Source organism: Iodobacter violaceini, assembly GCF_011601265.1.
Lineage (GTDB): Bacteria > Pseudomonadota > Gammaproteobacteria > Burkholderiales > Chitinibacteraceae > Iodobacter > Iodobacter violaceini.
In genome coordinates, this window is record NZ_JAAOLX010000003.1 from 461,949 (window position 1) to 486,030 (window position 24,082).

A 24,082-nucleotide genomic window follows, 5' to 3' on the forward strand; every position below is an offset into this window, starting at 1 on the left:
ATCTGCAAATTCTATCAGCTCCTGATGGCCGCATGTCCGCGACCCACACACCATTTCATTTCCGTCTCACCGCAATTGCCGCTGCACTCCTCTGTGCGATGGCGCATTCGGCCGAGCCTCTTCCCATCAATGTGGAAGCCGACAACGTTGTTGGCACCACAACCGGGACCACTGAGGCCAGAGGCGATGTTCAACTCCACAGAGGCGATCTTGACGTCAATGCCGAGTGGGCCACCTTCGATCAGAAGTCGAATAAGGTGACCGCCGGTGATCAGGTCGAGATGACACGCCAGGGGGATGTCTTAAAAGGCAATCAGCTCGATTATTTGCTCGATACCAAATATGGCACGCTCACCAACCCGGACTATGCCATTGCCCAGGGTTTAGGCCGCGGTGATGCGGTAAAGCTGCTCTTTGAAGGGGATGATAAATATCGTCTGGAAGATGGCCGCTTTACCACCTGCAAGCTTGGCGACAATGCATGGTTTTTGCACGCCAATGAGCTGGAGCTGGATTACGTCACCAATAAAGGCGTAGCCCACAATGCCTGGCTGGAGTTCAAAGGCGCGCCGATTATGTATATGCCGTGGATGAATTTCCCGCTCAACAGCAATCGGCAAACCGGCTTTTTAGCGCCCTCTTTCAGCACCAACAACCGTAATGGTTTTGAATTCAGCACGCCTTTCTATTGGAATATCGCGCCCAATTATGATTTCACCTTAACACCGCGCTATATGTCGCGCCGGGGTGTGATGCTGGGCGGTGAGTTTCGCTATATGCAGCCTGATTACGCGGGCACGCTGAAAGTTGAAGGCTTAAGCAACGATACGGTTTCAGACAACAGCCGCAGCAGTATTGTATTTCAGCACCAGCAAGCGCTGACCGATCGCCTGTCACTCAGCCTGAATGTGCAAAAAGTTTCAGATGACGATTACTTTAACGACTTTGGCGATCGCTTAAGTGTGGCCTCGCAAACCAATTTGCCACGTGAAGCCGTGCTGAGTTATCGCGGTGATAACTGGCAGACTTTTGGCCGCTGGCAGCGCTTTCAAACCATTCAAAGCACAACCAGCCCGGTTGACGAGCCCTATGCCCGTGTACCGCAAGTTGGTTTTTCTGCCACGCCAGACTGGATTAAAGGCGTACAACTGAGCGTTTCAGCAGAAGCCACCGAGTTTGATCACTCGACCAAAATCAACGGCACGCGCGTCTGGGTAAAGCCTGAGATCAGTATGCCTTTTATTGGCTCTTATGGTTTTATTAAACCCAAAATCAGCGTACACGCCTCCAGCTATCAGCTGCGCGCCAATGGCCCTGATCAAATCAGTAGCTCCGAAAATCGTGTTTTGCCTATTTTCAGCCTTGATAGTGGCCTGTATTTTGAAAAAGAAACCACACTGGGTGGAATGGAATACACGCAAACTTTAGAGCCTAGGGCTTATTACGCCTATGTGCCCTACAGCGATCAATCCAAGCTGCCCAATTTTGATTCAGCCATTACTGATTTCTCTTTTGCTCAAATGTTTTCTGAAAACCAGTTTTCAGGAAACGACCGTATTAACGATGCCAATCAGCTGACCCTGGCACTCTCTTCCCGTCTGTACGAATCATCAACCGGAATTGAGCGTGTCCGTGCCACGATAGGCCAGCGCTTTTACTTTACCGATCAAAAAGTCACCCTGGATGCTCCGGGCAGGCCCGAAGAAGCAACGTCATCCGATTTATTACTATCAGTAAGCGGGCAGGTCTGGCGTGATTTTATGGTAGGTTACAGCCTGCAATACAATGCACGGGACGACAGCACCATCCGCTCCGATATTAATCTGGGCTGGAGCCCGGGTGCTTACCGTGCGCTGAATATGCGTTATGTACAAAGCCGCAACAATAATATCGAACAGCTTGATTTCTCTGGCCAGTGGCCACTTGGCGGAGGCTGGTACGCAATTGGGCGCGCCAACTATTCGCTGCGTGACAATAAAGCTTTAGAAACGCTGAGTGGCGTTGAATATAATGCCGGCTGCTGGGCACTGCGCTTTGCCGCCCAACGCTACATTACCAATGACGGCACATTCAACACCAACTTCTTCGCCCTTCTTGAACTGGGCGGTTTAGGCGGTTTAGGCAGCAATCCAATCGATGTGCTGCGCCAAACTATTCCTGGTTATACCGATACCTACAGCAAGGTCCACTGATTATATGAAGCTGCGCCACATTTCCCGCGCCTTAGCGCTCGTTGCCCTGATCGGCACATCCCAATTTGCAAGCGCATCGGTTGAAACGATTGATCGCATTGTTGCCGTAGTGAATAAAAGTGTTGTCACCCAGCAAGAGCTTGATGCACGGATCAGCAGCGTCCAGAAAAACATGGAAAGCCAGCGCATCACCCTGCCACCCGCTGCCGTGCTTAAGCAGCAGGTGCTGGACCGGATGATTCTGGAGCTGGTACAGGTGCAGTACGCCGATCAGATAGGGATCCGGGTTGATGACAGCCAGCTGGAGCGCGCGATTGGCCGTATGGCAGAGCAAAATAAAATGTCCTTGCCACAGTTTCGTGAAACCCTTGCCAAACAAGGTATGAGCTGGAAGTCATTTCGCGAAGATATCCGCCGCGAAATTACCCTTACCCGTCTGAAAGAGCGTGAAATCGACAACCGTATTGTGATCAGCGACAGCGAAATCGACGAATACATCAAGCTGAACACCGGTAAAGAACAGCAAGAATTCCGCCTTGCGCATATTTTGATTCCACTGCCGGAAAACGCCAGCCCGGAACAAATCACCGCCAAACGCACCCGTGCACTTGCAGCCATTGAAGAAATTAAATCCGGTAAAGACTTTGCTTCGATTGCTGCGGTGTATTCCAGCGCACCGGATGCCACCAGCGGCGGCAGCTTAGGCTGGCGTGCAGCAGGCTCACTTCCCCCTGCGTTTACCCAGCTGCTGGAAAAACTAAACCCCGGTGAAATCACCGATTTAGTGCGCAGCCCTGGTGGTTTTCATATTGTGAAGCTGCTTGAAAAACGCAGCCAGGAACAAAAAACCGTCGTTGAACAAACCCATGCCCGCCATATTCTGATCCGCACGAACGAGCTGGTTTCAGAAGGTGATGCACGCCAGCGCCTGAATCAGCTGGCCGACCGGCTGAAAAATGGCAGCAAATTTGAAGAGCTGGCCCGCCTCTATTCCGACGATGGCAGCGCCAGCAAAGGCGGTGATTTAGGCTGGCTCACCCCCGGCGAAACCGTGCCAGAGTTTGAGACCGCGATGAACGCACTCAAGCCTGGCGAAACCAGCCAGGTCATTCAATCGCCGTTTGGCCTGCATATTATTCAGGTACTGGAACGCCGTTCAAAAGATATGACCAAAGAGCGTGAGCGCTTCCGCGTAAGAAATGAACTAAAACAACGTAAGAGCGAAGAGCAGTTTGAAGACTGGCTGCGCCAGCAAAGAGACCGCGCTTTTGTTGAATTACGTTTAAAAGACGAGTAAAGCAATTCTGACAGCGCGGGCACCATGCCCGCGCTGTCACTTTGCAGACCTGCAGCCATAACCTCTCAAGCCGTGTGAAAATCAATGAACAAACCCACACTGCCCCGCATCGCCCTCACCAGCGGCGAGCCTGCAGGCATAGGCCCTGAAATCAGCGCCATGCTGGCAGCCACCGGCCCGCAAGATTGCCAGCTGGTTATTCTCTGCGATAAAACCCTGCTTGCAGAACGGGCAAACGCCTGCCAGATTGATGCCAGCTGGCCCGATTACTCGCCAGAGCAAACGGCCCCGGTTTCCATTTTGCATATCCCGCTCACCTCATCCTGCACCGCCGGCCAGCTTAATACCGGCAATGCACGCTATGTGCTGGATTTGCTGGACAGAGCCACAGACGGCTGCCAGAGTGGCGAGTTTGCTGCCATCGTAACTGCACCGATTCATAAGGGCGTGATTAACGAAGGCGCAGATTTAGGACGGTTTTTCTACGGGCATACCGAGTATTTAGCTGAACGAACGCAGACCCGGCAAGTTGTCATGATGCTGGCTTGCAGCGAAATGCGCGTGGCGCTGGCGACCACTCATCTGCCGCTAAAAGACGTGGCAGCCGCCATTACGGCCGAATCACTCACCACCACTCTCAATATTTTGCACCATGATTTGCAAACTAAATTCGGCATTGCCAAACCCCGAATTATTGTGGCGGGGCTAAACCCTCACGCGGGGGAATCAGGCCATTTGGGACGTGAAGAAATAGAAATTATCAGCCCCGTGCTGGATACATTACGCCAAACAGGCATGACGCTGATCGGGCCATTGCCTGCAGATACCCTGTTTAATCGTAATATCCTCGCCTCTGGCGATGCGGTACTTGCCATGTATCATGATCAGGGACTGCCCGTACTCAAATATGCCAGCTTTGGCCACGGCATCAATATCACGCTGGGCCTGCCGATTATTCGCACCTCGGTTGATCATGGCACGGCACTTGATCTGGCAGGTACGGGCACAGCAGACGCTGGCAGCCTGCTTGCAGCCACACAACTTGCAATCGAGTTGGCTAACAATACGATTTGAACCGGTAAATCGTCGGTTAATAAAACATCGGTAGTGATGAGTATTGGGTTACGCAATGATCACTGAGCGAGGTACTCCTCGCACGCAGACTGCTAACCCAAGCTGCATGAAAACCATTTTAAAGCGCTGTGCCGGGCATCCCGGCACAGCGCACACATAATGACCGTGGCACACGCCGCGACAGAACTCGTTGGAAAAAAAATGACTTCGCATATCCCTCGTAAACGCTTCGGGCAAAACTTTTTACAAGACCAAAGTGTGATTTCCGACATTATCAACTCCGTCAGCCCGCGCAAAGGCGATGTACTGGTTGAGATTGGGCCGGGCCTTGCTGCCCTGACCATGCCACTGATGGATCGCACAGAAACGCTGCACGTCGTAGAGATCGACCGCGATATCGTGGCGCATTTATCCGAAAAGTTTTCTCCGGAAAAACTGGTTATCCACAATGTGGACGCGCTGAATTTTGATTTTGGCGCCTTAGCTGCAGAGATTGCACCAGGCAGCAAAATTCGCCTGATCGGCAATTTGCCATACAATATTTCCACGCCGCTGTTATTCCACCTGGCAAGCTTTGGCGACTCGATTTTTGATATGCATTTTATGCTGCAAAAAGAAGTGGTTGACCGCATGGTGGCCGAGCCATCGACATCGGATTACGGCCGCCTCAGCATCATGCTGCAATATCGCTTCAATATGGAACGCGTGTTTGACGTACCGCCAGAGGCCTTTTTCCCACCGCCCAAAGTTGATTCATCCATCGTACGTATGGTGCCGTGGCCAGAGCTGCCCGCACCTGCCAGCGATTACAATCACCTGCAAAAGCTAGTCGCCCAAAGCTTTGGCCAGCGCCGCAAAACCCTGCGTAACAATGTAAAAAGCCTGGTAAGCGATGCCGAGCTGGAAGCCCTGGCCATTTCCCCAGGCTGCCGCCCGGAAAACGTAGCGCTGGAGCAATATGTAGCGCTCAGCAACTACCTTGTTGCAGCCGGACGATAAACACCTTATAAGGCGGCCCGCGGCCCGGTATCCCGGACATTCACTCAGGCAGGCGGAGCACTTGCTCCTGCCCGCAGCCTGGCATTTGCCCCAGGGTTTCCCCGCCTTGCCAACATTGCACAATATTTAACAGAATCAGGTCTCCTGTCATGCCCCAATCCAAGCCAATGATCAAATTTAATCACGTCAATAAATGGTATGGCCCAGACCATCATGTACTGAAAGACATTTGTCTTGAAGTAAAACAAGGTGAAGTGGTCGTGGTTTGCGGGCCTTCTGGCTCGGGTAAATCCACCATGATCCGCACCATCAATCAGCTGGAACCCGTCAACGATGGTGAAATCTGGATTGGTGATGTGCAGGTCAACAGCCCCAAAACAGACATCAACAAACTGCGTGCTGAAGTAGGCTTTGTTTTCCAGCACTTCAACCTTTACCCGCATTTATCGGTACTGGAAAACATCACGCTCGCCCCGATCCGTGTAAAAGGCATGAAACAGGAAGAAGCGGATGCGCTTGGCTTAAAACTGCTCGAGCGCGTTGGCCTTGCTGACAAAAAAAATGCTTATCCGTCAAACTTATCCGGTGGCCAGCAGCAGCGCGTGGCCATCGCCCGCGGCCTTGCCATGAACCCGGGCGTAATGCTGTTTGACGAGCCGACTTCCGCACTCGATCCGGAAATGATTGGTGAAGTATTGCAAGTGATGAAAACACTGGCTGAATCAGGCATGACCATGATGGTCGTCACCCACGAAATGGGCTTTGCCCGCGAAGTGGCAGACCGGGTGTTATTTCTGGATCAGGGCGTTATTTTAGAAGATGCCCATCCGGAAGACTTCTTTACCAATCCACAGCACGATAGGGCTAAGCAATTCTTACGTCAGATTCTAGCCCCCATGCAGCAGTAATATTTGTAAGCTAACATCAAAAACGGCCCTTATGGGCCGTTTTTGTTTGAAACACTAAGGATTATCCCCAAAGTCTTATTTTTTCAGTCAGTCTATACTGAAACAAATACAGATCCCCCGATTTTTTAGGAGAACACCCGTGAAGAAATTGTTACTTGTTTTGGCTGTATCCTCTCTTTTTGCCGCAAACGTGCAAGCTGAAGAATTAAGCGGCACGCTCAAAAAGATTCAAGAAACAAAAACCCTGGTATTAGGCCACCGGGATTCTTCTATTCCCTTCTCCTATTTAGACAATGGTCAGCGGCCAATTGGTTACTCTGTAGAAGTGGCTAATCACATTGCTGAAGCCATTAAGAAAAAACTGAATATGCCATTTATTCAGGTTCGCTATAACCTGGTTACATCGCAAACACGTATTCCGCTGGTACAAAACGGCACCGTAGATTTGGAATGTGGCTCTACTACCAATAATGTTGAACGCCAGAAACAAGTTGCTTTTTCTAACGGTATTTTTGAAATTGGCACACGACTTCTTGCCAATAAAAAATCCGGCATTAAAGACTTTGCTGATTTAGCGGGCAAAAACGTCGTGACAACGGCTGGCACCACTTCGGAACGTCTGATTAAAAAGATGAACGAAGAAAAGAAAATGAATATGAACATCATCAGTGCCAAGGATCACGGTGAATCCTTCCTGATGCTGGAATCAAATCGTGCCGCTGCATTTATGATGGACGATGCTTTATTAGCCGGTGAAATTGCAAAAGCCAAATCACCAGCAGACTGGGCCATTGTTGGCACACCACAATCGAATGAAATTTACGGCTGTATGCTGCGTAAAGATGACGCCCAGTTTAAAAAACTGGTTGATGATTCCATTGTTGATCTTTACAAGAGCGGCCGCATCAAGGCCGTATATGCACGCTGGTTTACTCAGCCTATTCCACCAAAAGGCTTAAACCTGAATTTCCCTATGAGCGATGATCTGAAAAAGCTGATTGCCAGCCCGACAGATAAATCTGCAGAACAGATGTAAAAAACCTTTTCAGGTTTACACATCATCAGGGAGGCCAGGTAGTCTGTTGGACTTAAGCAAGGCCCGTAACAAGAAAAGCCGGTTTATATAGATTCCCCCAATTAAAAAAGGGGAAATCCATGCTAATCCGGCACTTCTGAAAATGGCCCGTCTTAAATCCAGCAGGCTATCAGGCCTCCCTTTTACCTTCGGGGAGAAAATATGAATTACAACTGGGATTGGGGCGTTTTTTTTAAGTCCACCGGTATTGGCAGTGAAGTATATTTAGACTGGTTTATTTCCGGACTGGGCTGGACACTTGCACTGGCTTTATCTGCATGGATTATTGCGCTTATTTTAGGCACCATTATGGGTGTGGCGCGTACTTTGCCAAATCGTTTTGTTTCCGGTTTTGCCAGCGCTTATGTAGAATTATTTCGCAATATTCCACTCTTGGTGCAATTGTTTATCTGGTATTTCCTGGTACCCGATTTTTTACCCGAGCCTTTAGAAATCTGGTTTAAACAAGATATTAAACCTTCAACCTCTGCCTTTATCAGTGTGGTGGTTTGCTTAGGCTTATTTACCTCTGCCCGTGTTTGTGAACAGGTACGCACTGGTATTCAGGCATTACCCAAAGGGCAAATCAATGCAGGCTATGCTTTAGGCCTTAATATCGCCCAAACTTACCGCCACGTATTATTGCCACAAGCTTTCCGTATTATTATTCCGCCACTCACCTCTGAATTTTTAAATGTATTTAAAAATTCATCCGTCGCATCCTTAATTGGTCTGATGGAGCTGTTAGCACAAACCAAACAAACAGCAGAATTCACCGCTAATTTGTTTGAGGCGTTTACCCTGGCTACCCTTATTTATTTCACGCTGAATATGAGCCTGATGATGATTATGCGCTGGGTAGAAAAGAAAACCAGTGTGCCTGGCCTGATGTCGCTGGGAGGAAAATAAGATGGATTTATCAAATATTGGCCCGGCCCTGCCCGGACTTCTGGAAGGCATGATTCTTACGCTTGAACTGCTTTTTTTTGCAGTCATTGGCGGCGTAGCATTAGGCACTTTACTGGCACTGGCACGGATGTCCAGTAATCCGGTGTTATCCAAATTAGCCGGTTTTTATGTTAATTACTTCCGCTCCATTCCATTACTACTGGTCATCACATGGTTTTACTTTATGGTGCCCTTTATTATTGGCTGGGTAACGGGACGCCCCACACCCATTGGCGCATTTACCTCCTGCTTAATCGCTTTTATGATGTTTGAAGCGGCTTATTACTGTGAAATTGTGCGTGCCGGTATTCAGGCGATTTCTAAAGGCCAGGTGAATGCCGCCTATGCATTGGGCATGAATTACAGCCAAGCCATGCGCTTAATTATTTTGCCGCAAGCCTTTCGCAAAATGATGCCTCTGCTCTTAATGCAAAGCATTATCTTGTTTCAGGATACATCTTTGGTTTATGCCGTTGGCCTGATGGATTTTCTGAATACAGCCCGCTCAAAAGGCGATATTGTTGGCCAGCCTCATGAGTTCCTGCTGCTGGCAGGTGCTGTATATTTCCTGATTAGCTTTAGTGCTTCCATGCTGGTGAAGCGCTTACAAAAAAAACTGGCTGTGTAAAGAACGCTTACACGGTAGCTTTAACCAAACAATATCGCGCAGAAGCACTGCTTCAACGCTGTTTGCAAAAGAGGTTAGCAGTATGATTTCAATACAGAATGTCAATAAATGGTATGGCAGCTTTCAAGTTTTGACCGACTGCAGCACCGAAGTAAAAAAAGGCGAAGTAATCGTGGTGTGCGGGCCATCAGGCTCGGGTAAATCCACCTTAATCAAATGCGTAAATGGCCTGGAGCCTTTTCAGAAAGGCACCATTCTGATTGGCGACACTTCGGTGGGCGACCCAAAAACTGATTTACCAAAATTACGCTCTAAAGTCGGCATGGTTTTCCAGAATTTTGAACTGTTTCCGCACCTGTCTATCACAGATAATCTGTGCCTCGCCCAGCAGCGTGTGCTTGGCCGCAGCACTGATGAAGCGATGGAAAAAGGCCTGAAACTGCTGGACCGTGTTGGCCTGAAAGCCCATGCCAATAAATACCCCGGCCAGCTGTCAGGCGGCCAGCAGCAGCGCGTAGCCATCGCCCGTGCGCTGGCGATGGACCCGATCGCCATGCTGTTTGACGAGCCCACCTCCGCTCTCGACCCTGAAATGGTCAATGAAGTACTGGATGTAATGGTTGAGCTGGCTCAGGAAGGCATGACCATGATGTGCGTTACCCACGAAATGGGCTTTGCCCGTAAAGTGGCCACGCGCGTGATCTTTATGGATCAGGGCCATATCGTAGAAGACGCAAGCAAGGACGAGTTCTTTAACCAAACCCGCTCCGAGCGTGCGCAACTATTCTTATCCAAGATTTTGCAGCACTAAGCGCAATATGCTCCCAAAAACGCCACGCTCTTTGCGTGGCGTTTTTTTTGCCTGGCACGCAGCTATATTCCAAATACTTACTTAAATACAAATAAATATGTCTTAAACCCGAAAGGCAAGAAATACCAAGGCAGTATACAATCCGCCCCTTATAAGGTGCTCAACACGAGTGAAACGGGAAGCAGGTTCAAATCCTGCGCTGCCCCTGCAACGGTAAACAAGCGTAAATACACCCACAGCCACTGTCTGACAAAGATGGGAAGGCGGTGTATTGATCTGTCGGGTTTTCCAAACCGATAGCGACTCTTGCAAGCCCGGAGACCGGCCTTAGACCTTTGCTGACACTCAGCCAAGGCAACCAACGCGCGGCAGGGTGCACGAAGCGGGTGAGATTCATCGCGCTTTGGCCGTGCATCATCTCCTGCTCCCCCTGCTGCTATCATCGCCACACAGCGGGTGTGGCACTCAGGAGAGAGTAATGCTATTTCGTATCGCCCCATTAAGCCTTTTAATCGCCAGTATCTGTGCACAGGCTGAAGTTGTTCAGCTGCCCGCCGTCGTCACCACGGCCGCCCGCCTGCCGCAAGCCGCCAAAGAAGTCATCGGTGATGTCACCGTACTGGATCAAAAAACCATTCAGGCTGCTGGCACAATCAATCTGCCAGAATTACTGGCCCGCCAGCCAGGCGTACAAATCTCCAGCACGGGCGGGGCTGGCAAAAGCAGCAGCATATTTATCCGCGGCAATAGCGCACAGCATACTTTGGTGCTGATCGATGGCGTTCGCTTTGGCTCAGCCACACTAGGCACGGCAGCGCTGCAGCACTTACCACTGGCACAAGTTGATCGCATTGAAATTCTGCGCGGCCCGGCGGCCAGCCTGTATGGCTCGGATGCGATTGGCGGTGTAATTCAGATTTTCACGAAGCAAGGCCATAAAGGCTTCCACCCAAGCGTTGAAATTGGCTATGGCAACAATAATACAGTAGATGCCAATGCCGGGATTTCTGGCGGGAACGAGGCAACCAGCTATAACTTGAGCGTGGCGCGCTTCAAAACAGACGGCATTAATCTTTCAAGTAATCCTAAAAGCGCCGGTTTTTACGCGGATAAAGATGGCTACGAAAACAATAGCGTGGCTTTATCTGTAAGACACAAAATCAATGAAGAGAATGAATTGGGCGCCAGCCTGCTGCAGGCATGGGGCAAAAATCAGTACGACAGCTCAGTCAGCGATGCCAATTACAGGCCTTTGGCGCAAAGCTATGACTACCGGGAAGAAAGCAAAAATGGCAGCGCCAATATCTGGACCCAAAATCAACTGACGCCCAACTGGAACAGTACGCTGAAATTGGGCTATAGCGTGGACGAAAGCAAAAACATCACGCCTAAAGCTTTTAACGATTACACAGATAACACATCCAAAATTCAGACCACTCAAACTCAATGGTCATGGATGAATGATTTTGATACCCGTGCGGGTACCCTTCAAATTGGCGCAGAAACTTTAGAGCAAAAAGTAAGTGGCGATCAGAAGTACGATCAGGATCAGCGCCGGATCAACAGCGTACAAGCAGGCTATTTAGGCCACTTTGATATTTTCTCTGTGCAGTTTAATGCTCGCAGTGATGATAACTCTCTGCTGGGGCGTAAAAACACCGGCAGCGCCGCATTTTCTTTAGAGCTGAGTGATACATGGCAAGCAGGTACAACATTTGGCACGGCATTCAAAGCACCCACCTTTAATGACCTGTATTGGCCAAACTCGGGCAACCCAAATCTATTGCCTGAAGAGTCTATCAATAAGGAAATGTTTGTCCGATTTAATGGTAAAGAAATCACCTCTTCTTTAACTGTTTATAAAAACCGCGTATCCAATTTAATTCAATGGGCCCCAACACCTTCAGGCGCATGGATTCCCAGCAATGTAGCTCAGGCCGAAATGCAAGGCGTAACACTGGCTGCAGATTGGAAAGCAAATGGCATGCTGGCAGGCCTGAGCTACGATTACCTCAATGGCAGCGATGAATCTAATGGTGCAAACAAAGGGAATGAATTAGCACGCCGGGCCAAATACTCAGGCCAGGTCTATGCAGGCATCACCCTGAACACCTGGACCCTGCGCGCCGAAGTACAAGCCCAAAGCAAGCGCTTTGACGATGCCGCCAATAAGAAAGAATTAGCAGGCTACGCCCTGACGAATCTCTCTGCTAACTGGCAAATCAATCCGCAATGGTCGATGCAAGCCCGTGTTAACAATGTATTCGATACCGAATACGAGCTGGCAAAAGATTACGGCACGCTGGGCCGTAATGCCATGCTGAACCTGCGCTGGCAACATTAAGATCATATGAACAAATAAAAGCCTCACATGCATCAGATGATCGATGTGGGGCTTTTATGATTAACGACTCAATATGCGATTAACTTACAGAGCTGCGCCTTGCTAAAGGTGCGCGCCGGGCCAGAGCTGCAGACGGCAGCTCACCAAATAGTTTTTTAAAATCCTGAGAAAACTGGCTCATATGCCAAAACCCCATAGCCGCTGCAGCTTGCTGTACCGAGTCATATTGCGAATAAGGGGCCAGCAACTCTCGGCGAACTGCATTTAAGCGAATCGCTTTCAAATAGGCCAAGGGACAAATATCTAAAGTTTGATGAAAGATATTTTGTAGAGTGCGGCGGCTAATACCCAAATACTCGCAAAGCTCAACAATGCTTATCGGCTCCCCAGCACGATCCAATACAAACTCGCGGGTTTTGGCGACCGCCTGCCAGGCACTATCGACCCGGCGTATGGTTTGCCGATTGGGTTTGGCGTCATCAATCAAGCCGATAAAGCCATCGAGCAGCTCATGCCGTAATTGTTTTCGGCAAACCTGCTCAAGCAGTTGCCCCGATCCATTTCCCGCCACCTGCAGCATGGCCCGCATAAAATGCGTAAATTTACGCATCCGCTCAGAGCCCACGTGCAGCACCATCGTATTATCTAAAGGCAAAGACTCACCTTGTAAAATGGTGGTATAGCTTTCCAGCTCGCTTTGGGCGAGCACCAAACCCATGATTTGGAAATCATCAGGCGTACCCAGCTCAAACTCTAGCCCCCCTCTGCGGATTGCAACCGTATCCGCCTCAATGCTTGTAGTGCCAATTCGCGCAAAATGCTCGCTTGAAGTAGGAATGCCTACCCATACAGAGCCGGGCCATACCATGCAGGATTGACGTAAAGCATGGCTGGTATGCTCCTCAAAGCATTGCACGCCATCCAGCCAGGTTTCAGCCAAATATCCCTGAAACTGCCCCGGTTTAAGCTGATCATAAAGCTGCTGCCACGCCGTAATACTGCGGGCCTGCTGGCAGACATCGCTGCTTCTCTCTATGTGTAACTGTCCATCCCGCCCCAGTGAATCACGCTGAGGACCTTGAGCTAAACGCACTAAATGATGCATGCCCGCTGGCTCTGCAACAGACCACCCCAAGCCTGGCAAAACCCCTGTCATTGTAAAATACTCAGTACAAAGTACGGGAAATTACGTGCTGCCATTGCCTGCGAGAACGTCCTCCTGCCATTTATGTAAACGGCGCTAAAACCACTTTTTCCTTTTCTCATTATCTCTTCTCATGCATCCGCTTTGCCGTTGATTTACTCGCCACACACATGACATCCAAACTCAACAATAGCGGCTATCAGAGATAAATTATTGATACAAATCAATCGGATATTTAAATCTTACAAGCACAAGAATTATTATTACCAAATTATTCCACAGGCATTTTCACGACATTAAATAAGGGATAGGTCGTGCAAATTTCATCACTATGACTTGCAGTCAAATGCTGAAAAACAAAAAACCGGCACAGCGTTAGCCTCTGTGCCGGTTAGGGTAAAACAAAAAGAGCAGTTCATTTCAGACAAGCTTGCAATAGCGCCCCATAACTTTGGCAAGCCGTTTTGCTTTGCACATATTTTCAAGTGCGCGGCGAGTTACCCCCGCTTCGGGTAATGCAACAATCAACTCTGCAAGCGTGAGGCCACTCTCAGAAGCGGCCACTGCCGCTAAAATAGCAAGCTCATCACACCCCATCCCCACGGTTTTTTCCTCATCAGCAGAAGCCAGCACCACAGGTGCTTCCACCTCAGCCTCTGCCTTGGCAACGGCCACCACTTCAGCCGGAATCCCGGCGGGAGCGGGCTTGGCAACGCGCTGCTTTTTAGGTTTAGGTGCGAGCATTTTGAGTATCATGCGCTCAACATCAGGATCGGGGCGGCCAATTTCTTGTCGGCTCACCACTTCACCCAACCTTGCCGCCGCAGCAACACCCGCATCAACCGCCGCCCGGCAAGAAGCAATATCGCCTTCCACCACGAGCGAGATCCAACCTGGGTTTGTCTCATATTGGCGAATCAAACGCACACTCGCCGATTTCAGCATGGCATCCGCCGCCTCAAGAGCGGTTACAAATCCACGGACCTCAAGTAAACCCAAGGAATTAATCATCACGACCTCTGTTAAATCCGGCCCACAGGCTGGCGTGCAACTTCTAATACCGCAGCGGTAAATGCCTGGCAGGCCGCATCACACGCAGCTTGGCTACCTGTGAGAAACGCGCCGGAATAGTTAGTTTCTGATGGCGGAGCCACATAACTCACCAGCTCCACATCAGCCGCCTTCAGCGCCGCATCAATGCCATAAGTGGCTTCCAGCGGCGGAGCAATCAGATACGCCAGTGGGTCACCTAAGCGAATACCGGTTTGTGCGGATAAATACGAGCCGGTACGAGACACCACATGTGCTAAAAATGCGATGGTTTCATCGTCATTCGCCCAGCGAAAGGCAGGCCCGGCTTCAATGGTTGCCACCATCGAATCCAAACCCGCACGCACTTCGGCAGGCGAGCTGCCGCCCAGCATAATCATGACTTCACCGGCAGTTGGAGAAGAGCTATGCGCCGCACCCGCATACAGCGAGCGGCCAAATACCACTTCAACCTGCGCCTGTTTGGTCGCTTCATCTGCAGCGATATACGCCACATCATCTGAATCAGCGGTGAGCAGCCCCAGGCAATTAATATGCTCAGGCAACTTGAGTGTTTTTTTAAAATCACTCTGAACCGACGCAATCAAACGCATCGCTTTCACACTGGGTTTAATAAGATCAAGCATTGCCATGATGTACTCCTTATGCAGAACGGCTGAGGGACATGCCAGACGCTTTTTTTGCCAGCATCTGCTTCGCTAAATCAACGATAACAGCGGCAGCCTCAACGGGCGGAGTGCCCCCCCGGTGGATATTAGAAAAACAAGTTCTATCTGCTTCAACCGTTTCTGCCGTCGGGCTGTAGATCATATAACAAGACATGCTTTCAGATTGCCCAAGACCCGGGCGCTCTCCGACTAATAAAATCACTACTTTTGCGCCTAAAATTTCCCCCACCTGGTCTTGTACTTTAACGCGGCCATAGCGTACAAAGAGCGGCGTCCCCACATTCAGGTTTGCGCTTTCCAAGCCCTTTAACAGCGGCGGCAAAATTTCATCCAGGTTGACGGTAATGGCATCGGTCGATAAACCATCCGAAATCACCACCTGTACATCAGGCTGCTGCTTACAGCTGCTTTTCAAAAGAGCCAGCGATTCAGCGCAAAGGCGGCGGCCTAAATCTGGGCGTGTTAAATACTGATCTTTGCTGCTAATTTCGCTTTGCAGCGCCAATAAACCTTGTTTTTCCACCCATTCTTGCGGCACTTCTTTTAATACCGTGTCTTTTGAGCGCGAGTGATCCGCCAGAAAACGCAGCAAAGCGGTAGTGCGAGGCCGTGGCCCGGCACGGCCTGTATTCACCCGGGCAGCAGTGCAATTACGAAACTCTTGCAGCACTTCAGGGCGATGCGCATTTTCTACGCCCATATAGGTACGAAATGCTTCGCCACCCAAATCAGGCAAGCTGGCCTGATCCATATTGCTCTGACACACTTCAGCCTCTGTGCCAGCAGGCTCTGCAGCAAGCTGGCTCATTACGGCACGTACAATCTCATCAATTTGCATCTTGTCCATTTTTACACCCTGAAATTAAAAGAAGATTGACGAGTCACCAGCACGCGGCGTCAATATGCCGTTTTCCATCAGGCCCATTTTCTCCATCCATGCTTCAAACTCTGGCGCTGGGCGTAAATTAAGCAACTGACGAATTGTGGCGGTATCGTGGAATGCCATGGTTTGATAATTCAGCATAATGTCGTCGCCCATCGACATCCCCATAATGAAATTGCAGCCTGCAGTGGCCAGCAAAATAGCCAAAGATTCATTCGCGCTCTGATTAGAATCGGCATGGTTGGTGTAACAACAATCCACCCCCATCGAGATACCGCTCAGTTTGCCCATAAAATGGTCTTCTAAGCCGGCACGCATAATTTGGCGATCGTTATAGAGATACTCAGGCCCAATAAAGCCCACCACCGTATTCACCAAAAATGGATCGTAATGACGGGCAAGACCGTAATTACGAGCTTCCATCGTGACCTGATCTGCGCCGTTATGTGCATTGGCTGATAGTGCCGAGCCCTGCCCTGTTTCAAAATACAGGCAGTTTGGCCCAGCCAGCCGGTTGTATTGGCGGCCCACTTCCAGCGCCTCATCCATCAGCTCCAGAGTTACGCCAAATTCTTTTAGGCCTTTTTCGCTACCGCAAATACTTTGGAAAATCAGCCCACCCGGCGCGCCCTTACGAATCGCCTCGATCTGGGTCGACATATGCGCCAGCACGCAGCCTTGGGTAGGAATGGCAAACTTATCAATCGCCTCGTATACGGTATTGAGCATCCGTGTGACGTTTTCGACATTATCGGTTACAGGGTTAATCCCGATCACGGCATCGCCTAAGCCATAAGACAAACCTTCATACATCTGCGCCGCAATACTGCGCACATCGTCACGCGTATCGTTTGGCTGCAAACGCGCACTAAAATGGCCAGGCAAACCTATCGTGGTATTGGCATGTTTAATCACCGGCATTTTCTTTGCGCCGTAGATCAAATCTGCGTTTGAGCAGAGCTTGGCAACCGCAGCCACCGTTTCAGAGCTCAGGCCCTTACGCATAAAATCAATGTCTGCCACGCTGGTGGTGTCCGACAAAATATATTCGCGCAATTCAGCAATAGTTTTACTGCGAATGCTGTTGTAAGCGGCGACATTAATATCGTCCTGAATAATCCGCGTCACACAGTCTTCTTCATAAGGAATCACGGGATTGTTGCGCAGATCCGCCACCGACATTTCAGAAAGCACATGCTTAGCCGCTACACGCTCTTGTGAGCTGGCCGCGCTTACGCCCGCTAAAATATCGCCAGAGCGAGGATCATTGGCTTTCGCCAGCACATCTTTGACATCCCGAAACTGGTATGTCTTACCAAACAACTGGGTCTTCAATTTCATATCTATCACCTGAACTAAGAAGGAAATGCCAGAGATTTAATGGTGACCGGCACGATATCGCCGCCAAATAAAGGCTCACCGATATCGATGTAATCACCATCACGAGTTTCCACTTCATCAATCACGGCCAATTCGCGGCCAACTAAATGCGGCTGTAACAACATGCCTAAAACCTTGCCCAAATCCTGACGGGCAGTCACCAGCAGGGGGTGGTTTGCATTAGGATAACGCTGGCCAAATAAAGCTAACTCATCCACACATGCCTCAATTTGCAAGTAGCTCACCGGCAAATCCCGCGGCAGGGATAAAGCAAAAAAATCGTGTTGCAGATCGATATCCATCAGCATGGCGACGTGTGCCCACTCGGTAGCCAAGGCCCCCGGCGTGACTTCGCTCCATGCAATCAAAGGATGAACAACAGGAATATTGCGCACCGGCAAATGCCGGTGATTCAGCCAAATGGTGCTGCCCGATAAAGACAAAGTATGAGCGCCAGCACCAATCACCGTTGCCCGGAGCGTTTGTGCAGGCATCTGCACCGGCTGTTTGGATAAAGCCAAATGCCCATGCATCGCAAGCGCCAATAAGGGGCCAGCATCGCCAAAAGCAAGTACGTCAGCAGCAGGGTGGTAATAGCACTCGCCTACGCCGCCCGAAAACATCACGCTGTCGTAAGCTTTGCCTGGGTGCAGGCAATCAGTCATTAAAAGCGCACGGGCTAAGGGCGAAGGCTCGCCAATCAGCACTTCAAATAAAAGCTCGCTCATGCGATGAACCACGCGCTCTATGCCCGCCCGATCCAATTGAAGAGGATCAAAGCCCGCACCAAATAGCTCGCTGCAAATCAAGCGTGCGGGTGCGTGCACTTGCCGCACACGCCCCTGCTTATCCAGCTCGATAAGACGGCCACCCACATTAAGGCAGGCGCTATCAACCACCCTGCCCGCTTCAAACACCACATAGTTCGATGTACCACCGCCAATATCAATATTGACGACACGGCTGGTTTCCCGGCGGGACAACTCACCCGCACCTGAGCCGTGGCCTGCAATCACCGATTCAAGATGCGGCCCGGCACTCGCCACCACAAAATTACCCAGCTCTTCGGCCAAAGCCAGTACCGCAGGGCGGGCATTTTTGGCCTTTGAAGTTTCACCGGTAATGATGATCGCGCCGGACTCAACACGCTGCTGATCCATTCCCGCCGCAGCGTACTGCTCACGAATAAAGGCTGCGAGCTCATCCTCCCGAAGCCGCCCTTCAAAATCGATGGGCGTAAACACGACGGGGCTGACATACACGATGTCACGTTTAGAAAATTCATATAACGGAACCTGCGAGACCCCCGCCCGATTAATCAGCTCGAGTCTCGAGAAAATCACTTGGGTGGTGGTGGTCCCGATATCGATACCCACACTTTGAATTTGCCGGCGTGACATCTGCGGCTCCTTAAGCGTGTGACAACTGACTCACTGGCTTAGCCGCTGGAGTCACATCATCTTTAGGAGCCAGTTTCATTGCCAGGGCGACGGCAGTAAAACCACCAAATAATTTACCCACGATCACCGGCAAAATCATTGCCGACATATTGCCTGCGGTAAAGCCCAGATGGTCGCCAAGCGTAAAGGCGGCAGACACTGCAAAGGCCACGTTAATCACCTTGCCGCGGTTATCCATCCTGGCCAGCATGCCAAACATCGGGATTGAATTTGCCAGCGTCGCCACCAAACCTGCCGCAGCGGTATCGTTCATACCCAGCAAGCTACCCACGCGCATTAAAGGCTTATCAAACCAGCGCGTAAGCATAAAGACCATGGGATATGCACCCAGTAATACGCAGGCAATAAAGCCGATATTCTCAATACCCAGCATCTCGCCACCCTGGCCAGAGCTGGAGAAAATAGGCGACATTCCTGGGATAATCGTCCACTCCACAGTCACTTCCAGCACGGCTAAAACCAAGCCAAAAGTAATCACCACCACAAGGCACTTAGCGAAAATTTGAAAACCAGCAACCATTTTCTCTTGCATAAACTTCAGGCCCAGCGCCAGCAATGCCGCCACAATAATCACTGGAATCATATTTTTCAGCAGCATTACCACATTGAAATCAGCGACCTGACCATTCACAGCAACGCCCATTCCCATGGCCACCAAACCGCCCGCAATACAGCCAAGGGGAATCGTGATAATGCCGGCCATAATGCCCAGCGCCAGAAAACGACGATCTTCTTTTTCGATAATGCCCAGTGCTACCGGGATGTGGAACACCACGGTTGCTCCCATCATTCCCCCCAGCAATAAGCCGGAGTACAGATAAGCCGCAGTATCGCCACTGGCTAATTCTTTAGCTAAGAAATAGCCACCCATATCGTTAGCCAGCAAAGTTCCGGCAAACATGGCGGGATTTGCGCCCACCGCTTCATAAAGCGGAATCACCACGGGGCCAAGCAAAGTAGCCAGCACCGGCGCTAAAGCAATCACCCCGATCATGGCCAGGCCCAAAGCGCCCATTGCCATAAAGCCTTCATCAAATTGAGCACCCGAGCCGCCTATCTGTCGCCCCACAGAGCCAAGACCAATCTTGCCCAAGACGGCCTCCGAGCCACCAAACTGCGCCAGCATTCGGTCAAACGCGGCAATGATCATAAAGATCATCATGAACCACATGATTATGTCGTTGATACCCATGCTTACTTCCCCTCCTGATCAAAGCCCTAACAGCCACCATGGCTGCGATGCCCTTTTATCGATGCCTTAGCGCGGCCAAACATCCATATAAATTTCAATATCTATTGACGCCTTAGTGCTGCAAGGCATGCATATTAATCTCAATATTTATCAATGTCTTAACGCTGCCAGGCATGCATATAAATCTCAATAATCTGCGCGCGTGTTGCGCTCCTTGGATTGCTGGCAGCGCACACATCAACTAACGCTGCATCGGCCATTTCTGCAAAGTCCCCGGGGTTTACGCTGGCAATTTGTAAACTGCCCGGCAAGCCGACTTCAATAATCAGCGCCTGAACCGCAGCAATCAGCTCTCGGTCTGAAAGCGCATGCCCAAGCAAGGCCAAGCCCAATTCGCCATAGGATTTTTTACAAACTAAGCGGTTAAAGTGCATAACCGAAGGCAGCAGTAAGGCATTAGCCACGCCATGAGGAATGCCATAACGAGCGCCAATTTGATGCGCCATCGCATGGGTTAAACCAAGGCCCGCATTGGAAAACGCCATCCCCGCAAGATAAGAGCCCAGCATCATGGCTTCACGCGCGGCGGCGTTATTCCCCTGCCCAACCGCAACCGGCAAAGCATCACCAATCAGGCCGATCGCCCGATAGGCCAGCGCCTGTGTTAGCGGATTAGCGCCAAGCGCCACATACGCTTCGATGGCATGCGTCAGCGCATCTACACCAGTTGCTGCCGTTAGCGATGCAGGCACGGCCAGCGTTAAGCTGGCATCAATAATGGCCAAATCAGGCAACATGGTTTCATGCAGGATCAGCTGCTTGATGTGGGTAACAGAATCCGTAACCACCGAAACATTGCTGGCTTCTGACCCTGTACCTGCGGTCGTTGGTATCGCAACAAGCGGCAAACGACCACGGCTGATATTGGCCGGATCAACCAACTGAGCCACCGCCAGCCCGGGATGCAAAGCCAGCACCGCAATCGCCTTGGCGGTATCCAATACCGAGCCGCCGCCAAATGCAATCACCGCATCACAAACACTGGCGCGCAGCTGTGCGCATGCGACTTCCACTTTTGCGCTATCTGGCTCGCCCTGTGGATAAGGCATTGCTTCCCAGGCAATGCCTTGCCGCTCCAGCGAGCGGAATAAGCCATCGGCCAGGCCATTTTTTAATAAGAACTCATCAATCAAAACGAAGGCGCGCACGATGCCTCGCTGGCGTAAAGCGGCCCCCGCTTTGGCAACGGCTCCTGCCCCCATTAAGGTGGCCGGCGGAACATTAAAAGCACTCACCGTTTGCGCATTGAGCAAATCTATCGTTTGATAGATTGCACTATTCATCTCATTTTGATTAAACATGGGCATTTCCATCTTCTGCAACGATGCTTAGGGCGTAAGCAGCGATCGCCAGTGGCGTCAAATAAATAGGGTGCCGGGGCAGATGAACCCGGTGATTGGGAAACTCATGAGCAAAGAGCGCTTGCACGCCCGGCATGGTGCAAGAGCCACCAGACAGATACAGATCTGCAACCTCATGCCCCACCAGATGATCTCGCACGATGTCGCTCATTTTTTCAAATACCGGCTTTACCACCGGCCAGATATCTTTACCCTGCGTTTTTTTAATCACATCGACGTCTTCTAAGGCCATACGCAAACTGCCTGCGAGCGTCAGCGAAATATGATGGCCGCCAGTTGGCTCGTCGCCCGAGTAAATCACCCGCCCGCCTTCCACCACCGCAATCCCCGTGGTGCCGCCGCCAATGTCCACCACCGCAGCACGATCGAGCTGCAGCAGATGCGCCACCGCTGAGGGTTCATCACAAACTCCGGTCACATTCAGCCCCGCCGCTTCCAGCACATTGACCGAAATTCGCGGATCCGTACCCGGTGGAAACGAGGTAGCTGCATGGCTGAAACGCTGGCCAAAGATGCTTTCCAAGGTATCCAGATGACGGCGCAAGATTGTCACTGCGCCAAAGAAATCCCAAACAATGCCATCCCGAACCACGTCCGCCCAATCAAGGCACACGGCCAAAGGCTGGGCGTTTTGATCGACCACCATCGACACCACATCGCTGGTGCCTAAATCAATGCCCAGGGCCATAACGGGCTCTGCCCCGGCAGGTGTGGCATCATTCAACAAGGCATGCGCAAGATCTAATCGAGGCTGCAACCAGCTTTGAATATCACGAGGAGTCATAGTGGTCATCTCATCACACGATGCGGAAGTTGCCGGCCATCACACATCGACGCAGACGAACAAAGCTACGTGCAGAGGTGACACCCTCACCGGTTGGGGTGGAAATCGTCATCGTGGTCCAGCCTTCTCCTCCAAATCCTAAGCCGGCCAGATGAGGGCCATTTTTAACAAAGATGCTGGTATTCACGGCATTGGCCATGCGATCCAGATTGTCGATATTGCGTGAATGCATCCCTGCGGTATGTCGGCAGCCGCCTTCTAATTTCACCGCCAGATCAATTGCAGCATTTACATTTGGCGCGCGAATCACCGGCAGCACGGGCATCATCAGCTCGGTCACGGCAAAGGGATGACTGGCGGGTGTTTCTACAAAGAGTAAGCGCGTATCGGCGGGTACATCGAGGCCAATCGCCGCAGCAATCCTGGTGGCATCACGGCCAACCCAATCACGGCTCACTGTGCCATGGCCGCTTTCATCGACCTTGGTCAGTAATACTTTTTCCAAGCGTTCTGCTTGCTCAGCCGTTAATTCAACGGCCTTGTGTTTCTTCATCTCGCTTTTTAGGGCGTCGCACACGCTGTCCACCACGATGACTTCTTTTTCCAGCACGCAGATCATGTTGTTATCAAACGAAGCGCCCCAAACAATGCTTTCGCCTGCACGGGCAAGATCGGCCGTTTCATCCACCACCACGGGTGGATTACCAGCACCTGCCGCAATCAAGCGTTTATCGGTAATCGAGCGTGCGGCATCAACCACCGCCTCTCCACCTGTCACCACCAATAAATGAATGCCCGGATATTTAAATAAGCGCTGAGCGGCTTCGAGGGTTGGCTTGGCGATCGTCACCAGCGTATTGGCCGGGCCGCCCGCAGCCACAATGGCTTCATTCAAAACGGTAATGGCACGTTGCGATGTTTTCTTAGCTGCTGGATGAGGTGCGAACACCACGGTATTGCCCGCAGAAATCATGCTGATCGCGTTGTTAATCACGGTGGCAGCGGGGTTGGTCGATGGCGTTACAGAAGCAATCACCCCCCATGCGGCGTTTTCGATAATGGTGAGGCCGTCATCACCAGTCAGCACTTTGGCTTCTAAACATTCCACGCCTGGAGTGAGGCGGGCTTGAGAAATATTCTTAGTAATCTTGTCATCGACACGGCCCATGCCGGTTTCAGCCACAGCCATTTCGGCCAGCTCTTTTGCACAGGCTTCACCAGCGCTGCGAATCGCAGCCACAACTAAGCGGCGCATCGAAACGGAAGATAATGCTTTTTGGGCTTCGATTGCGGCGGCAACAGCGTCGTCAAGTTCAGCAAACACGCCAGCTGGCAGCTTTGCTACAGGGGCCGCCGCTACGGCAGAGGCTGGCTGCATCGAGGCAATCACCGCCCGAACAACCTGTTCTATTTCCTTCGCTTTCAAATCCACAATCTGTCTCCTGTTCTGTACTCAAACACGGGCTTACTTGTGATAAGCCACAGCACCATCGAGTACGACTTCATCAATAATGCCCACGACACACAGATCGACCGGAGCACCTTCGCTGGTCGATTCACGAGCCGAGCTACCAGAAACCAGCAGCACCCATTCGCCATTGCCTCCGCCGATACTGTCTGCCGCAACATGCAACTCGCCACTGGGCACACCACTGGCATCAATCATCTTTACTAACAACAAACGTTCACGCGTTAAAGCCGCATGTTTAACGGTTGAAACAACCTGTCCAACAACCACACCCAGCCTCATAACGAGCTCCAATTCATAAAATTCAGGCAAAGCAATTCCCTGCCTGCTATTTCGGCATTTCCAGAATTCAGAGG

General features: G+C 50.9%; 21 protein-coding genes and 1 riboswitch. Of the genes, 10 read left to right on the plus strand and 11 right to left on the minus strand.

All coding sequences use genetic code 11. The features are described from left to right. Positions 1–32 precede the first annotated feature (32 nt). The 10 genes from HA050_RS08165 (at position 33) to HA050_RS08210 (ending at position 12,276) form a co-directional block, all read left to right on the plus strand. Positions 33–2,192: an LPS-assembly protein LptD gene (locus tag HA050_RS08165; RefSeq protein ID WP_166824402.1), complete on the plus strand. Its 2,160-nt coding sequence runs from the start codon at positions 33–35 to the stop codon at positions 2,190–2,192. Positions 2,193–2,196: 4 nt separating this feature from the next. Next, positions 2,197–3,489, plus strand: coding sequence for a peptidylprolyl isomerase (locus HA050_RS08170; RefSeq protein WP_166824405.1), 1,293 nt, complete (start codon positions 2,197–2,199; stop codon positions 3,487–3,489). 84 nt (positions 3,490–3,573) lie between these two features. Then, the gene (gene pdxA / locus HA050_RS08175) at positions 3,574–4,563 is read left to right on the plus strand and encodes a 4-hydroxythreonine-4-phosphate dehydrogenase PdxA (protein WP_166824408.1); all 990 of its coding nucleotides are present in this window, start codon (positions 3,574–3,576) and stop codon (positions 4,561–4,563) included. Between the two features lie 201 nt (positions 4,564–4,764). Then, positions 4,765–5,562 carry a 16S rRNA (adenine(1518)-N(6)/adenine(1519)-N(6))-dimethyltransferase RsmA gene (rsmA, locus tag HA050_RS08180; RefSeq protein ID WP_166824411.1) on the plus strand — a complete coding sequence of 266 codons (798 nt, stop codon included), beginning with the start codon at positions 4,765–4,767 and terminating at the stop codon, positions 5,560–5,562. A gap of 167 nt (positions 5,563–5,729) precedes the next feature. Continuing rightward, a complete protein-coding gene (locus HA050_RS08185) occupies positions 5,730–6,470 on the plus strand; it encodes an amino acid ABC transporter ATP-binding protein (protein WP_166824540.1) in 741 nt (246 codons plus the stop codon). Positions 6,471–6,609: 139 nt separating this feature from the next. Continuing rightward, complete coding sequence (locus tag HA050_RS08190; RefSeq protein ID WP_166824414.1) at positions 6,610–7,506, plus strand: glutamate/aspartate ABC transporter substrate-binding protein; 897 nt, start codon at positions 6,610–6,612, stop codon at positions 7,504–7,506. A 201-nt stretch (positions 7,507–7,707) separates the two neighbouring features. Further along, positions 7,708–8,454 (plus strand): amino acid ABC transporter permease, encoded by a 747-nt coding sequence (locus HA050_RS08195; protein WP_166824417.1) that lies wholly within the window; start codon positions 7,708–7,710, stop codon positions 8,452–8,454. Between the two features lies 1 nt (position 8,455). After that, positions 8,456–9,121: an amino acid ABC transporter permease gene (locus tag HA050_RS08200; protein WP_166824420.1), complete on the plus strand. Its 666-nt coding sequence runs from the start codon at positions 8,456–8,458 to the stop codon at positions 9,119–9,121. A gap of 82 nt (positions 9,122–9,203) precedes the next feature. Beyond that, positions 9,204–9,932 carry an amino acid ABC transporter ATP-binding protein gene (locus HA050_RS08205; RefSeq protein WP_099397827.1) on the plus strand — a complete coding sequence of 243 codons (729 nt, stop codon included), beginning with the start codon at positions 9,204–9,206 and terminating at the stop codon, positions 9,930–9,932. Positions 9,933–10,069: 137 nt separating this feature from the next. Further along, a riboswitch (cobalamin riboswitch) is annotated at positions 10,070–10,276 on the plus strand. Between the two features lie 134 nt (positions 10,277–10,410). Then, on the plus strand, positions 10,411–12,276 hold the full coding sequence (locus tag HA050_RS08210) for a TonB-dependent receptor domain-containing protein (protein WP_166824423.1): 1,866 nt from the start codon (positions 10,411–10,413) through the stop codon (positions 12,274–12,276). A 79-nt stretch (positions 12,277–12,355) separates the two neighbouring features. Here HA050_RS08210 and HA050_RS08215 read toward each other — a convergent pair whose 3' ends face one another. The 11 genes from HA050_RS08215 to eutN form a co-directional block, all read right to left on the minus strand. Continuing rightward, a complete protein-coding gene (locus HA050_RS08215) occupies positions 12,356–13,432 on the minus strand; it encodes a helix-turn-helix domain-containing protein (protein WP_166824426.1) in 1,077 nt (358 codons plus the stop codon). Between the two features lie 408 nt (positions 13,433–13,840). Continuing rightward, positions 13,841–14,431: a BMC domain-containing protein gene (locus HA050_RS08220; protein ID WP_166824429.1), complete on the minus strand. Its 591-nt coding sequence runs from the start codon at positions 14,429–14,431 to the stop codon at positions 13,841–13,843. 11 nt (positions 14,432–14,442) lie between these two features. After that, the gene (gene eutL, locus HA050_RS08225; protein WP_166824432.1) at positions 14,443–15,102 is read right to left on the minus strand and encodes an ethanolamine utilization microcompartment protein EutL; all 660 of its coding nucleotides are present in this window, start codon (positions 15,100–15,102) and stop codon (positions 14,443–14,445) included. A 10-nt stretch (positions 15,103–15,112) separates the two neighbouring features. Further along, positions 15,113–15,985 (minus strand): ethanolamine ammonia-lyase subunit EutC, encoded by an 873-nt coding sequence (gene eutC / locus HA050_RS08230; protein WP_166824435.1) that lies wholly within the window; start codon positions 15,983–15,985, stop codon positions 15,113–15,115. Between the two features lie 15 nt (positions 15,986–16,000). After that, positions 16,001–17,362: an ethanolamine ammonia-lyase subunit EutB gene (locus HA050_RS08235; protein ID WP_166824437.1), complete on the minus strand. Its 1,362-nt coding sequence runs from the start codon at positions 17,360–17,362 to the stop codon at positions 16,001–16,003. A gap of 14 nt (positions 17,363–17,376) precedes the next feature. Further along, a complete protein-coding gene (locus tag HA050_RS08240; RefSeq protein WP_166824439.1) occupies positions 17,377–18,801 on the minus strand; it encodes an ethanolamine ammonia-lyase reactivating factor EutA in 1,425 nt (474 codons plus the stop codon). Between the two features lie 10 nt (positions 18,802–18,811). Next, positions 18,812–20,053, minus strand: coding sequence for an ethanolamine utilization protein EutH (gene eutH / locus HA050_RS08245; protein WP_166824441.1), 1,242 nt, complete (start codon positions 20,051–20,053; stop codon positions 18,812–18,814). A 158-nt stretch (positions 20,054–20,211) separates the two neighbouring features. Further along, positions 20,212–21,414: an iron-containing alcohol dehydrogenase family protein gene (locus tag HA050_RS08250; protein ID WP_166824443.1), complete on the minus strand. Its 1,203-nt coding sequence runs from the start codon at positions 21,412–21,414 to the stop codon at positions 20,212–20,214. After that, positions 21,407–22,258, minus strand: coding sequence for an ethanolamine utilization protein EutJ (eutJ, locus tag HA050_RS08255; RefSeq protein ID WP_166824445.1), 852 nt, complete (start codon positions 22,256–22,258; stop codon positions 21,407–21,409). Before eutJ ends, HA050_RS08250 begins: the two co-directional genes overlap by 8 nt. 13 nt (positions 22,259–22,271) lie before the next feature. Beyond that, on the minus strand, positions 22,272–23,690 hold the full coding sequence (locus HA050_RS08260; protein ID WP_205836346.1) for an aldehyde dehydrogenase family protein: 1,419 nt from the start codon (positions 23,688–23,690) through the stop codon (positions 22,272–22,274). Positions 23,691–23,723: 33 nt separating this feature from the next. Beyond that, positions 23,724–24,008: an ethanolamine utilization microcompartment protein EutN gene (gene eutN, locus HA050_RS08265; RefSeq protein ID WP_166824544.1), complete on the minus strand. Its 285-nt coding sequence runs from the start codon at positions 24,006–24,008 to the stop codon at positions 23,724–23,726. Positions 24,009–24,082 lie beyond the last annotated feature (74 nt).